Genomic DNA, 13,221 nt, shown 5'->3' on the forward strand with positions numbered 1-13,221 from the left:
TTTTAATGTAAGAAATGGCGAAGCCCTGTAAACACCATCACTAAGCCAAGCTCATCAGCCGCCTTGATCGAATCAGCATCGCGCATACTTCCTCCTGGTTGGACGATCGCTACAATTCCTGCGGCAGCAGCAGTACGTACAGAGTCATCAAAGGGGAAGAAGCCGTCACTTGCAAGGAATGCGCCCTGCGCTTTGTCTCCTGCTTGCTCTAAGGCAATTTTGGCAGAGCCGATGCGGTTGGTTTGACCAGCACCAATGCCGATGGTAGTAAAGTCTTTGGTAATGGCGATCGCATTGGATTTGACATGACGACTAACTTTCCAAGCAAAAATTAGTTCTTGCAACTGCTCAGGAGTTGGCTGCTTTTGGGTAACCACTTTCCATGAATCAGGATTGACCGCTTCATCATCGGATCGTTGGACTAGCATTCCCCCAGCGATCGTCTTCACGGTTTCAGGGGAACCATGCTTCAGATCAGATAGAACTAAAACCCGCAAATTTTGTTTTTTGCCCAGAATCGTGGCAACACTGGGAACACAGGCAGGAGCAACCACACATTCTAAAAATGTCTTGTTCAAAAGGTTAGCAGTTTCTTCATCAATTGGACGATTGAGGGCGACGATACCACCAAATGCAGAAGTAGCATCCGCTTCAAAGGCTTTTTGATAAGCTTCCGCAATGGTGGATGCGATCGCTACCCCACAGGGGTTGTTATGCTTAATGATCACCGCACAGGGCAAATCGTCGCTAAATTCAGCGATGATACTGCGGGCTGCTTCAAGATCGAGTAAGTTATTGAAACTGAGTTCTTTGCCTTGCAGTTGTTGGGCGGCTGACCAGCCTTTGGGTGTTGCACCTACTTGATACCATGTCGCAGGTTGATGGGGATTTTCCCCATAACGTAGAGGCTTAGGATTGTTGCATAGCAAAGTATAGGAAGAAGCGAGCTTATTGATTGGTTCCTGTTCTGCTTTCTGCCCATTTTCTAAATACTCAGCGATCGCTTTGTCGTAGGACTGTGTATGTTGAAAAGCAGCGATCGCCAGTTTCTTACGAAACTCTAGGGTAGTTTCGCCATTGTTGGCTTTTAGCTCAGCTAGAAACTCTGCATATTGGCTAGGGCTAGACAATACAGCAACGTGATTATAATTCTTTGCCGAGGCACGAATCAGTGTGGGACCCCCAATATCAATATTCTCGATCGCATCTTCAAGGGTGACATTAGGCTTAGCGATCGTTTCGGTAAATGGATAGAGGTTAACTACCACAATCCGAATTGGTTGAATCTCGTTATCAGCTAGGTCTTGCTGATGTTCTGGTAGATCGAGTCTGGCTAGAATGCCCCCATGAATCCGTGGATGCAAGGTTTTCACTCGTCCACCTAAAATCTCAGGTGCGCCTGTATAGTCAGAAACCTTAGTAACTTCAAGCTCAGCCGCCTTGAGTGCCTTGGCAGTTCCACCACTACTAATCAGTTGAAAATTGTAGGTGGTCGATAGTTCGCGGGCAAGGTCGAGTAGTCCTGTTTTGTCAGAAACACTCAAAAGGGCAAGGGGTTTCATACTATTTAGCTCCATATTCATGATGGGAGTTTGGCAAAGCTTTGCCTTGTAAACTTCCTACGACATTTTATCGCATGTTACAGCGCTTTGCGCTCAAGCCCAAGCCCAGAAAAATTTTGAAAGCGTTGCAAAGCAACGCTTTCAAAATTTTTCTGGGCTTGTTTAATCAATTAAAACTCAGAAGCTAAAAGAGGTGCTTCGCACCTCTTTTAGGAGGTAATCACGATCGCTGATTGTTCTGGTGTCCATACTGGAAACTTCTGCATCACTAACTCAAATAACTCACTAGCTTCATGCCATTTTAGCCATTGCTGCAAATGCAGATAAGAGCTTGAGAGAAACCAATCTATATCTACATAGGCAAGCTGCCTCACGAACGGAAAAATCGCAATATCCGCGAGAGTTTGCCGATCGCTAATCAAAAAACTATGATTAGCATCAGATGGCGATCGCTTTTGCAGTTGAAGTTCTAAAACTTTGAGAAACTCTTCCGCTTGTTGTCGATAATCTTCCTGCGATCGTTCAGGGAATCGGTTGGGGTACTTATAGCGATCAAGGGCGCGTTTAAATTCATGATCGTTGGTATGGATAAGCTGTTGCGCGATCGCTAGAGAATGTTCAGGTAAATCTTGCCAATTGAGAGGATCATGCTGTTGAATTGCCCAATTCATAATATCGAGACTCTCTTCCAAAACCATCAAATCTTGACCAGTAAATATTTGCATTACAGGTGTTGTTCCCTTTGGCGAAACATCAAGCATTTCTCTAGGTTTATTCTTTAAGGAGACTTCTCTCAGTTCATAGCTGATACCTGCATAGGCAAGAGCCATTCTTGCACGAATTGCATAGGGACAACGTCTGAAAGAATAAAGAATTGGAAGATGCATAACCGAACTAAGAAAGACAATTAGCCTATTTTATAGCAATGGAAGAGATCGCTAGGAAATCAAAATCCAAATAAATAGAGGCAGCGCAAAGCGCCGCCTCTATATTATTTGGATTGCAAAACTTTCATGACTTTATTACTGTTCGATTTTTGTTAGCGCGACGAAGCCGCACTAACAAAAATCGGTTTCTGTTAAATTGCATAACCCTTCCCTAACAAAAATAGTTGCAATGCCATCTTGAAAGAAGATTTGGAGACCAAATCCCTACATTTTTTACAAGTAGGGGCTTGGTCTCCAAGCCCCATCTCCGCTTCTAAATAATTCATTGCGATACTTGTGTGTTTATCTTGCTAGAAACTGTAATCTGTAATACCTTTGTCTGATAGGCGATCGCCTTAAATACAGTAGTAAAAAGCCATAAAATATCCAAATATAACTGCATTAATTCATGGGAATAATCACTAATAGAGTTTCTTCTATAGTCTCTGGCAAGCATCTATGGGTCGCAGCATTGGGAGCAATACTTACTGGAGCCTGTAATAGTACTCCCACACCTCCGGTCTCAACCACTCCAGCATCAACCACATCTGCAACCACAGCTTCTCCAGATGCAAAAGAATTTAAAGCAGCAATGATTTTAGTTGGACCGAAGAATGATTCTGGTTGGAACCAAGGTCATTACGAAGCCTCAAAATATGTAATGGAGAAGCAGTCAGGTATTCAATTTGACTATGTAGATAAAGTTAACCCAGGCGATCGCCCTAATGTCAAAGCTTCACAAGTAGCTGACGATCTAATTGCTAAAGGCGCTAAATTGGTCATTTTTAATTCCGATGATTTTAAGGATGATGCCCTAGAAACAGCGAAGAAGCATCCTACTGTGTCCGTAATTCATGCTAGTGGCGATTACGCATGGAAAGAAGGAAAGAATTTCAAAAATCAGCCAAACATTAGTAATGTCATGCCTCAAATCGAGTATGGGCGCATGATTTCGGGATGTGCCGCTGCACTCAATTCAGAGACTGGCAAAATCGGTTTTGTAGGACCACTAATCAATGATGAAACCCGCAGACTTGTTTCAGCAAGTTATTTGGGAGCTAAGTATTGCTGGCAAAACTATCGCAAAAAGAATCCTGAAGATTTGAAGTTTAAGGTGGTATGGATTGGATTCTGGTTTAATATTCCTGGACAGACTCTCGATCCCACTAAAGTTTCTGATGACTTTTATAACAGTGGTTTTGATGTGGTAATGAGTGGCATCGATACACCTGAAGTCGCAGTCCAAGGCAAGAAAGCTGCCGAAGCTGGCAAGAAAGTCAAATATCTGCACTATGGACTCAAAACTGGTTGCAATGTTGCTCCCGACATTTGTATTGGCGTTCCCTATTACAATTGGGGGCCTGCATATCTTGATCAAACCAAAAAAGCTAAGGAAGGTAAATTTACAGGAGAGTTTATCGCCGCCGCACCTAATTGGAAGGATTTAAATAATCCTGATACTTCCGCAGTGGGATTTGAGAAAGGCAAAGCTTTGACTCCAGAAAGCGATAAGTTCTTGACAGAATTTATTAATGGTTTAGGCGATGGCAAGATCAATCTTTTCAAAGGACCTTTGAACTATCAAGATGGCACTCCTTTCCTTAAGGAAGGCGAAACGGCAACTCCACAACAGATTTGGTACTTTACCAGCTTGTTGCAAGGTATTGAAGGCGCAAGTAAATAAATAAATGATCCCCCTCAATCCCCCTTGTAAAGGGGGAAGAACATCTTCTCCCCCCTCTTTACAAGGGGGGGCTGGGGGGGATCTAAACTCTAAAACGCAGATAGAAAGGGGGGTATTGGCAAAACCTAGATACCATGAGACAAAAATGAAAGTTGAACTCAGCCATATTTATAAATCCTTTGGCAATGTCAAGGCAAATCAAGATATCTCAATGACAGTTGAGGCGGGAAGCGTCTATGGTATCTTGGGCGAAAATGGAGCAGGGAAAAGTACTTTATCTAAAGTTCTCAGTGGCTTTATCACTAAAGATGCTGGCAAGATTTTATTAGATGGAATTGAAGTTGATATTAAAACTCCTGCTGATGCCATCTGTGCAGGGATTGGCATGTTACATCAAGATCCCCTAGATTTTCCTTCTCTATCCGTTTTAGATAATTTCATGGCAGGGAGAAGTACTTTAGGCAAAAAGATCGGTAGAAAGAGGGTTAATACTAATAATCGTCATGATCTGATTAAAGAACTGCGACAGCTATGCGCCGCTTTTGGTTTTGATTTACATCCTAGCGATCGCCTATCAAATCTCACCGTAGGAGAGCGTCAACAGCTAGAGATATTGCGGCTTTTGTCCCTTGGGGTCAAAACGTTAATTTTAGATGAGCCAACCACGGGCATTTCTGCTTCCCAAAAAAAGGCTCTATTTACAGCCGTCAAACAATTAGCTGCCGATGGTAAATCGATTATTTTTGTGTCACACAAACTGGAAGATGTAGAAGAACTGTGCGATCGCCTGATGGTAATGCGTCAAGGTCAGGTAATTGGGGAAGCGGAAGTTAAGGGACGTGATTCTGCCGAGTTAGCATCTTCTCTAGTGGAAATGATGTTTGGGCATGATCTGGCTATACCTGCCAAACATACAACGAGCATAGAGCAAACAGACCCTGCTTTAGTGATTCAGGATTTACAAATTGATGGCGATCGCTTGAGTTTGCAGATTGATAAATTAACTGTGCAGTCTAGAGAGATTATTGGATTAGCAGGCTTAGAAGGCAATGGACAACAGTTGTTACTGCTTGCCTGTGCGGGCTTACTAAAGCCGAAATCTGGCACGATTCGCATCAATGATCTGGATATGACCAATCGAGCCTATCGTAATTTCTTGAAGGCAGGAATTGGCTATTTGCCAGCCGATCGCTTGCAAGATGGTCTAATTCGGGGACTATCGATCCATGAGCATTTTATGTTGCGCCAATCTAATACAAAATCTAATGCAAAATCTAATGCTGGTTTTTTGATTAATTGGAGTGATACCCGCCAATTTACACATCAGGCGATTGAGACTTTCAATATTCGCGGTAAACCATCGACTCGGGTGGAGAAATTATCAGGAGGTAATCAACAACGCACCCAAATCTCACTCTTGCCAGATCACTTGAGTTTACTATTAATGGAACAGCCAACTAGAGGACTGGATATTGAATCGACTCTCTGGATTTGGAAACAGATGATGGAGCGTTGTGAAAAAGGAATGATGATTTTGTTTATCTCTTCTGATCTTGATGAGATTTTGCAATATAGCGATCGCATTCTCGTATTTTGCGGCGGCAAAGTTTCTCAACCAATCGATGCTAAAACTTTAACAGTTGACAAGCTCGGTCAAGCGATCGGAGGGAAGTTTGATTAGTATTGTGAATAATTTGCAGATTCTCCAAAAATTACCAAAGGTCGTTTATTTTCGGATTGGGGCTTTTGTGGTTGCGCTTTTATTTATCGCTGGGGTGATTTTGCTATCTAGTGGCTCACCTTTGCAAGTCGCAGTAGGAATGTGGAATGGAGCTTTTGGTAGCAGCGATCGCTTTGCCAGAGTTATTTCCACCCTTTGCCCCCTCTTACTTGCCGCCTGTGGATTGATTTTTACCTTCACCGCAGGTTTGTATAACTTAGGGATCGAAGGTCAAATTACGGCGGGGGCGATCGCCTCTACATTCTTATTAAGGCTAGTTCCTGAAGGGTTTTCGCCTGCGATCGCCATTACCTTAGCAATATTATCTGGGATTATCGGTGGCGGTATATGGGGCTTACTAACGGGAATGTTGAATATCTATGGCAAGGTCAGCGAGATTTTTGCAGGTTTAGGTATGAACTTCACGGCTCAAGGATTAGCTCTATATCTAGTTTTTGGTCCTTGGAAGCGATCGGGAGTTGCCTCAATGAGTGGCACAGAGCCATTTAGTGATGCTTTCTCTCTGCCAACTGTTGGCAATACTGACTTTAGCCCGATCGCCTTAGCGATCGCCATAATCGCTCTGATCGTGACCGCAGTGATGATTAAAGCGACTTACTTTGGTTTGAAGCTCAAGGCTGTGGGCAATAATCTACGAGCCGCCTATGTGTTGGGAATTCCTGCGATCGCCCAAATGATGAGCAGTTTTGTAATCTGTGGCGCTTTAGCAGGTATCGCGGGATCTTTGCAAGTGGTAGCCGTGTTTCACCGACTCATCCCCAATATTTCCAGTAATTTAGGATTTTTAGCACTGCTAGTAGTCATGCTAATTAATTACAATCCCTTCTTGATTTTGCCGATCGCTTTTCTATTTAGTTCTCTCAATGTTGGCAGTTTAGAATTACCGCTATCCCTCAGTTTAGATTCTTCTCTCTCTGGGATTATTCAGGGCGCATTGCTTTTGTTTGCCATTCTTGGCGAAGGTTTAGCTAAGTTATCTAAAGACTAAGAAAGAGATCCCCCTCAATCCCCCTTGTAAAGGGGGAAGAAGATAATTAAATTCTCCCCCCTTTACAAGGGGGGCTGGGGGGGATCTACACCATCAAACGCAGACAAAGACATATAAAAACTATGGACATCATCACAATTCTTGCCACAGCGATCGCCACTTCTACACCTCTGATTTTTGCCAGTATTGGTGAAACAATTACGGAACGCGCAGGTGTCATCAATCTATCCGCCGAAGGCACGATCTTGATGTCAGCGATGACTGGGTTTGCAGTTGCCAAATTTTCTAATAGCTTGCTTTTAGGATTTGCGGCGGCGGCTCTGGTGGGAGCAGCGATCGCCTTAGTCGTGGCAGTTGGAGCAATTACCCTCAAGCAGTCGCAAGTATCAATCGGGTTTGTATTGGCGTTGATGTGTAGTGATTTATCTTCTTTTTTAGGCAATCCTGTTGTGAGAGTTGAGGGAATTACGGTTCCCAGTTTCAGAATTCCTATTTTAGAGAATATTCCCATTTTAGGGAAATTGCTATTTCAGAGTGATTTGTTAGTTTATAGCAGCTATGTTTTAATTCTCGGCTCATGGTTCTATTTTTATCGGACTCAAGGTGGTTTAATCTTGCGAACTGTGGGCGAACAACCTGCGGCGGCTTTTGCAAGAGGCACTAATGTAATCAAAATGCGTTACATCTATACCCTCCTTGGGGGTGCATTAATGGGGATCGCAGGAGCCGCTTTTTCGTTGGATTTTAAAGCAGGATGGAGTCATCGCCATACGGCTGGTTATGGTTGGATTGCTCTAGCGATCGTCATTTTTGGTGGCTGGAATCCTCTGCGGGTTGCTTTAGGAGCCTATTTATTCGGAATTTTACAATCTCTAGCTAGCGTTGCTCAAAGCGCCATTCCTGAAATACCAACACAGGTATTTAACACGGCTCCCTTTGTACTGATGATCTTAATGTTGGCGCTGACTTCAGGCAAATGGCTCGATCTTTTAATATCAGCCTTGCCGCGATCGCTTAAACAGGGCATATTGAATACGGTCAGAACCACGCCACCTGCATCATTGGGGAAGGTATTTGATCAAGACTAGAGTTTTTAGCGCCTTTGGCGCTAAAAACAGCATACGACTCTTTTTTACTCAACGATACTCTCTGCTCTGTATCCTTTCTACCTACTTTTTTCAGTCAATCAGCTATCGTACTCCATATGAAGTACTTTTTGCTTCATCAGAAACCGTTGCATTTCATTCTTTAATTAGTACTAAACTCTGCAACAAGTTATTAGAATAAATTTGAGTGATTCGCTCCTGTTCTAAGCGTTTATGATTTATTACAAGATAGTTATGTAAAGCTCTTTCCTCAGAGGTTAGGTGAGACAAATTATCAAGACTATTAGACGGTACACAAACAGCAAACTCTTGGAAAGTTTCAAATGTTTTAGTATCCATCATCAAGGAAATTGTCTGAGGAAAATAAGAACGCAGTTGTGAAAGTATTCTAAAGCCATGATCATCTAAATCACCCCAATAAAATATAGGACAGTTTTGTAACCAGAAAACAGATTTTAGATTTTGAACTGCATATCCACCGCCAAAAATTGCAAAGCTATCTGGTAAATAGGGTAGAGTCAAAAAATTCATTAAGTTTTCGGTAATAAAACAGGGATGATTTTCTAAATTAAGATGCCTAAATTCAGAAAGTGGGATACTAATATCTGAAGACGGAAATTTATACCTTTCTTTTAAGATTGGATCGAGTAGTCTAATTCTAATTTGATGTTCTTTATACTTTAGAGAAAATCTCTTTTCAAATTTATGCTCATTTTCATTTTCTACTGATACAAGCTGATCAATAGATAGAATTGCTTCTAAAAGACTACAAATTATTCCTTTATTTTGTTCAATAAATTTTGTGTGAATTTGAATAGGAAGTTCTCGTATGTAGAGATGGGGCTTTGGGTTATTTTGAAAGTATTCACAAACTTTGAGCAATTCGTTCCAGCGATCGCTATACTCGACTATTTTTAGAGGATTACGACACAGCCATTGCTCTAATTCAGGGACTTTTGCTCGAATTAGTTCTAAGTCTTGTTTAAATTTTGTCACTTCTTTTTGCTTGTTGATAAGCTTTAAGTAGTCTTGCTCTGTTTCAATAAAAATTCGTTTAGGTAATGATTGATCCCCATATTGCTGAGTTCTTGTAGTTTCTAGTTCAAGGATGTAGCCATATCCCAAGGATTGTTTTGATTTATCTATTAATTCATTAACTGATTTTCGTAATTCCAGAAAATCCTTTGGTCGCCTACCTACAGCAAAATCAATAGAAAAAAAACTTTCTCCTGTAATTAGAGAAGTTAAAAAAGATGAATAGCATTTATTGGCTTTATCTTTAATGTCAGTGGGATTAATCATGTTAAGAATTCAGTGCGAGTTGGCGTTTTTCTTGGTATTCTTCGATGGTGATGGGTAATATACGCGAATAATTTCCTTCGGATTTATTATCTACAAAATGAATTGTGGAAATATAAGACTCAATCACATTTATTTTATCTTTTGGTGTAACTACTAAAAGCTGAAGATCTAAATTTTTAAAGAGTTGCATTGCATAGCGGGCGTTACTATCGTCTGATTTACTAAATGCTTCATCAATAACCACAAATCTGAAAGATCTTGACTTTCCTGTACTTTGGTTAAGTCCAAATTGATAGGCGATCGCTGATGCCAAAATAGTATAAGCCAGCTTGACTTTCTGCCCACCAGATTTGCCTGAAGAGTCGGTATGATGCTCTTTTTCTGCGTTGTCTGAGACGTAACGTTCACTTACCGAAAATTCTAGCCAATTACGAACGTCGGTAACTAAACTTGTCCATCGCTCTTCAGCTTTGAAACGTTCGATTAAGCGAGTTTGAATATTCTGAAAACGATCTTCATTATCTTCGGCAGTTTGACGGGCAACATTGCCTAAACAAATTTTTAAGTCTTCCTTAAAGTCTCGAATCTCACGGCTACGACTTGTATCACAGCACAGCTTAATATAGGTAGAACCTGTGTAATTAATTGTTTGTAGGGATTTATTGAGTTCAGCGATCGCCTGTTCAATTTCTTCTTCCTGTTTTTCTAGAGCGCTTTTAAACATTGAAATAGAAATAATTACTTTTTCATTCATTAATTGCTTAAAGCGTTGTTCATGTTGTGGCAAGTCATCTTGTTCAATTTGAGCTTTAAGCTTCTGATATTCGATTAAAGAATCGAGGGTTGCACCCATTTGTGAAGTTATTTCAGGAAAATCCCTACCAAAATTAGCCATCGATTTTTCAATTCTATTGGTAGATTCACTTACTCTTTGTTCCTGCTGACGCAGTTTTTGCTGAAACTCATTTTTTAAATCGTTTTCATCTTGAGTAACTGTTTCAAGAGTCATTGAGTATTGCTTGAGATGTCTTGCCATGCTCTTTTCAAATATCTCAATCTCTAAAATTGAAATTAATTTTGATCTTGCTTCACAATTTCGCTGATCTCTTTCGTGGGCATCTTGTTGAGTTTCTAATATCTGAATTTCTCGAATTAATTGATCTCTTTGATGCTGTTCTTGGATAATTTCTTTTTGAGTAGCTTGAAGTTGTGCTTCTAGCTGTTTAAGTTGATTAGAGCTTGCCTCTAACTCCTGTTTTTGTTGCTGGAGTTTGAGTTTTTCAATCTCAACCGATCTCCAATCGACTTCAACGAAATCAATAAACCTCATAAAATCTTGCAATCGAGATACTTGCTCTTGCTTTTGCTTGCGCTGAGTCTCTAATGTCTGAACTTGTTTATTGATTTGAGCAATTTTTTTGTTATTTTGCTGCAATTCAACTTCTAGAGCATTAATTTTGCTGATATTACTCCAACCTAAAATGTATTGACCGCGATCGCCTATAGCAAAACGATCATTTTTCTCATGTTTTTCTCCACCATGTTTAATTAACCCATTCTGAGTAATCGCACGGCTTTCATGCTGAAACTGTTCTTCTGTATCACAACAAACATAGTTAAACTGCTTGCCTAGCTGATCTCGCAACCATTGAGCAAATATCTTATTCTCCTGCTTAATTTCTAATTTATGGGGAATCTGCTGTGGATCGAAAGCTCTTTGCATAGGATTAGCAGCAATGGAAGTAACGCGGTAATAAATGAGCCGTCCTCGCAAATTAGTGCGATTAACGTAGGTATTAACTTTTTGGTAATCGGCATCATCCACCAACACACATAAACCAAAGTTGCGGAGTAGCCTCTCGATCGCACCTTCCCATTCTTGCGCTTCTGGTCTAACTTGTAGTAATTCACCAATAAAGGGAAGATTATCACTGTCTAGGTTTAAGGCATGGGCAAGGCGATCGCGGATATCCAGACTATTAGTAGGAATTTGGCTCTTGCGACTGCGTAAAGATTGTAGCTCTTTCTCTAGTTCATTTTTCTGCTTTTGCAGATCAGCCTGTAACAGCTTTTGTTCATCTCGTTGTGCTTCTAAGGTTTGTAAAACTGCATCAATTTCTTGTTTAAGAGCATCTCCTTGAGTTCTAGAAGAATGGAAAGTATCAAAATCGCTGTACTCAGGGAAGTTTAACTTTTGAGTAAGTCGATTGTATTCTTCAGATTTTTTCTTTCTTCTATTTACCTCTTGCTGACTTAGCTCAATTTCTCTCGTCAATTCTTGCAAACGCTGCCCCACCGTATCTTGTTTGATCGTAAAATCTAGGGTTTTCTCGTCTTGACGTAAATTTGCTAAACGAAGGTCGCTTTGATTGCGTTGGGCTTGTAATTGCGTCAATTTTTGGGCGATCGCCTGTAGCTCTTGTGTTAATAGATTAAATTTCTTGGCAGCAAAAAATGCTGGTGCAACAGATAGGAGTTTCTGTAAGTTGGCTACCTCATTTTTAAATTTTGTATATTTTTCTGCTTCGTCTGTGATGGGTTGTAGAGCATCCAGTTGTTTTCGAGCTTTTTGAATTGCAGTATGAGAAACTGTCAGATTTTCATAGCTTTCTTGCAACTCACGGATTTTAGTTTGCACATCGGTCTTTTCGAGCATATGATTACGCACAAAATCATTTAAGCCACCAATCTCCTTGATACTGACAGTTTGATTAAATAAATCTAAGGCTTTTTCAGATTGAAACCCAAAGCGCTTGCGAAATTGTTGACTGTATTTACTAAATTCATCAAATATCTCAATATTGTTTGCCTTTAAATATTTCTTTAGGTCAGCAATATTTTTAGATTGCGAGAAATGCGTGGCGATCGCTAATTCTGCATCGGCAATCACAAAAAATTTGCGTACTGAAGTATTTTCCATCCATAGAACTTCTGCCAAAGTTACATCTTGTTCACTAGAGCGATCACTAAAATATGCTAACAAAACCGAGATTGTACCTTTATCGCGCAATATTTTAGGCTTTGATCCATAAGAATCTTCTGAACGAGTACGACCATAGGCTCCTTGCACATAGCTTTTTTCTTCCCGTTCTTTCTTACCCGTTGAGCTAGAAGCTTGATTATAGTTGCGCTTTCGATTAGGAACTAGCAACGTTAACAACCCATCGACTAGAGTCGATTTTCCTGAGCCATTAGCACCAGTCAATAATCCTATTTCCCCTTTCAAATCGATTACCCAAGGGCGTTGGTCAAATGTTCCCCAATTTAAAACTTCAAATCTTTGCAAGCGAAATCCTGCTGTCGGAATGGAAGTATTGTCAAATTGTTCAAGCAAGCTAATTTGCATAGTTTTCTAATTTTTTCTTTAAGATTTCAAGCATTTCTGCATCAATTTTGGCTTTAATGATAGGACGGACTTCATAGTTTTCATCCTGACTAGATAGGCGCTTCAGAAATCCTAGTTCTAGCATCTGGTTGGTGATTCCCTTCACTTCCTGTCGAAATTTCTCTTCATTATTTCTTTCTGGTAGAAATGGCTGTAACAGATCTCGCAATTCTTCAATACTCACTATAAGTCGCCCAGTTGCGTCACTTGCATCAAATAGTCGTAATTTATCTCGCAATAACACGCAGAAAACCGTAACTTTAAAGCTCAATGGACGACGAACTGTGAGTCGAGGCAAAGGTTCCGTCCGTTCTTCGGGATCAGGATCTGGCTGCTCTAAATACGCAAATCCTTCCGTGTCATAGTTTTGGACTTGCAAGCCAATCTTACTAAAATATTCCTTAATGGGAGTCAGATAACTTTGTAAACGCTCCCAATGTGGGTCATCACTGTAGATCACCCCTTGAAGGAGTTTGATCACAACAGGCGCATAGTCTAAAGGTGCTGTAGGTTGCATAGGTATAAAG

General features: G+C 40.7%; 9 protein-coding genes. 4 read left to right on the plus strand and 5 right to left on the minus strand.

Features of this window, described 5'->3' with window-relative positions; all coding sequences use genetic code 11:
- Positions 1–2 precede the first annotated feature (2 nt).
- Both purH and ABM313_RS12950 read right to left on the minus strand, forming a co-directional pair.
- A complete protein-coding gene (gene purH / locus ABM313_RS12945) occupies positions 3–1,562 on the minus strand; it encodes a bifunctional phosphoribosylaminoimidazolecarboxamide formyltransferase/IMP cyclohydrolase (protein ID WP_434683609.1) in 1,560 nt (519 codons plus the stop codon).
- Positions 1,563–1,771: 209 nt separating this feature from the next.
- On the minus strand, positions 1,772–2,449 hold the full coding sequence (locus tag ABM313_RS12950; RefSeq protein WP_434683611.1) for a glutathione S-transferase: 678 nt from the start codon (positions 2,447–2,449) through the stop codon (positions 1,772–1,774).
- 448 nt (positions 2,450–2,897) lie between these two features.
- Between ABM313_RS12950 and ABM313_RS12955 the strand changes: the two genes are divergently transcribed.
- From ABM313_RS12955 to ABM313_RS12970, 4 genes are all read left to right on the plus strand, one after another.
- On the plus strand, positions 2,898–4,172 hold the full coding sequence (locus tag ABM313_RS12955) for a BMP family lipoprotein (RefSeq protein ID WP_434683613.1): 1,275 nt from the start codon (positions 2,898–2,900) through the stop codon (positions 4,170–4,172).
- A gap of 145 nt (positions 4,173–4,317) precedes the next feature.
- Positions 4,318–5,853, plus strand: a complete 1,536-nt coding sequence (locus tag ABM313_RS12960; RefSeq protein ID WP_434683614.1) for an ABC transporter ATP-binding protein — start codon at positions 4,318–4,320, stop codon at positions 5,851–5,853.
- Complete coding sequence (locus ABM313_RS12965; RefSeq protein ID WP_434683615.1) at positions 5,813–6,901, plus strand: ABC transporter permease; 1,089 nt, start codon at positions 5,813–5,815, stop codon at positions 6,899–6,901. The genes ABM313_RS12960 and ABM313_RS12965 overlap by 41 nt, the downstream gene beginning before the upstream one ends.
- 122 nt (positions 6,902–7,023) lie before the next feature.
- Positions 7,024–7,989 (plus strand): ABC transporter permease, encoded by a 966-nt coding sequence (locus tag ABM313_RS12970; RefSeq protein ID WP_434683616.1) that lies wholly within the window; start codon positions 7,024–7,026, stop codon positions 7,987–7,989.
- 153 nt (positions 7,990–8,142) lie between these two features.
- On the opposite strand, the gene ABM313_RS12975 is transcribed toward ABM313_RS12970, so the two are convergent.
- Genes ABM313_RS12975 through ABM313_RS12985 form a run of 3 tightly spaced genes read right to left on the minus strand, consistent with a single transcriptional unit; the run spans position 8,143 to position 13,211 of the window.
- Entirely contained in the window at positions 8,143–9,309 is a 1,167-nt protein-coding gene (locus ABM313_RS12975) for a Wadjet anti-phage system protein JetD domain-containing protein (protein WP_434683617.1), read from the minus strand.
- 1 nt (position 9,310) lies between these two features.
- The gene (locus ABM313_RS12980; RefSeq protein ID WP_434683618.1) at positions 9,311–12,655 is read right to left on the minus strand and encodes an ATP-binding protein; all 3,345 of its coding nucleotides are present in this window, start codon (positions 12,653–12,655) and stop codon (positions 9,311–9,313) included.
- Positions 12,645–13,211 carry a DUF4194 domain-containing protein gene (locus ABM313_RS12985; RefSeq protein ID WP_434683619.1) on the minus strand — a complete coding sequence of 189 codons (567 nt, stop codon included), beginning with the start codon at positions 13,209–13,211 and terminating at the stop codon, positions 12,645–12,647. The genes ABM313_RS12980 and ABM313_RS12985 overlap by 11 nt, the downstream gene beginning before the upstream one ends.
- Between the last annotated feature and the right edge of the window lie 10 nt (positions 13,212–13,221).

The organism is Pseudanabaena minima str. Chao 2107, assembly GCF_051131155.1.
GTDB lineage: Bacteria > Cyanobacteriota > Cyanobacteriia > Pseudanabaenales > Pseudanabaenaceae > Pseudanabaena > Pseudanabaena minima.

What these genes read in the sequence shown, in the direction of transcription:
- ABM313_RS12970 (WP_434683616.1), top strand. Translation starts at nt 7,024, where the DNA reads ATGGACATCATCACAATTCTTGCCACAGCGATCGCCACTTCTACACCT.
- ABM313_RS12950 (WP_434683611.1), bottom strand. Translation starts at nt 2,449, where the DNA reads ATGCATCTTCCAATTCTTTATTCTTTCAGACGTTGTCCCTATGCAATT.
- purH (WP_434683609.1), bottom strand. Translation starts at nt 1,562, where the DNA reads ATGAAACCCCTTGCCCTTTTGAGTGTTTCTGACAAAACAGGACTACTC.
- ABM313_RS12960 (WP_434683614.1), top strand. Translation starts at nt 4,318, where the DNA reads ATGAAAGTTGAACTCAGCCATATTTATAAATCCTTTGGCAATGTCAAG.
- ABM313_RS12955 (WP_434683613.1), top strand. Translation starts at nt 2,898, where the DNA reads ATGGGAATAATCACTAATAGAGTTTCTTCTATAGTCTCTGGCAAGCAT.
- ABM313_RS12985 (WP_434683619.1), bottom strand. Translation starts at nt 13,211, where the DNA reads ATGCAACCTACAGCACCTTTAGACTATGCGCCTGTTGTGATCAAACTC.
- ABM313_RS12980 (WP_434683618.1), bottom strand. Translation starts at nt 12,655, where the DNA reads ATGCAAATTAGCTTGCTTGAACAATTTGACAATACTTCCATTCCGACA.
- ABM313_RS12975 (WP_434683617.1), bottom strand. Translation starts at nt 9,309, where the DNA reads ATGATTAATCCCACTGACATTAAAGATAAAGCCAATAAATGCTATTCA.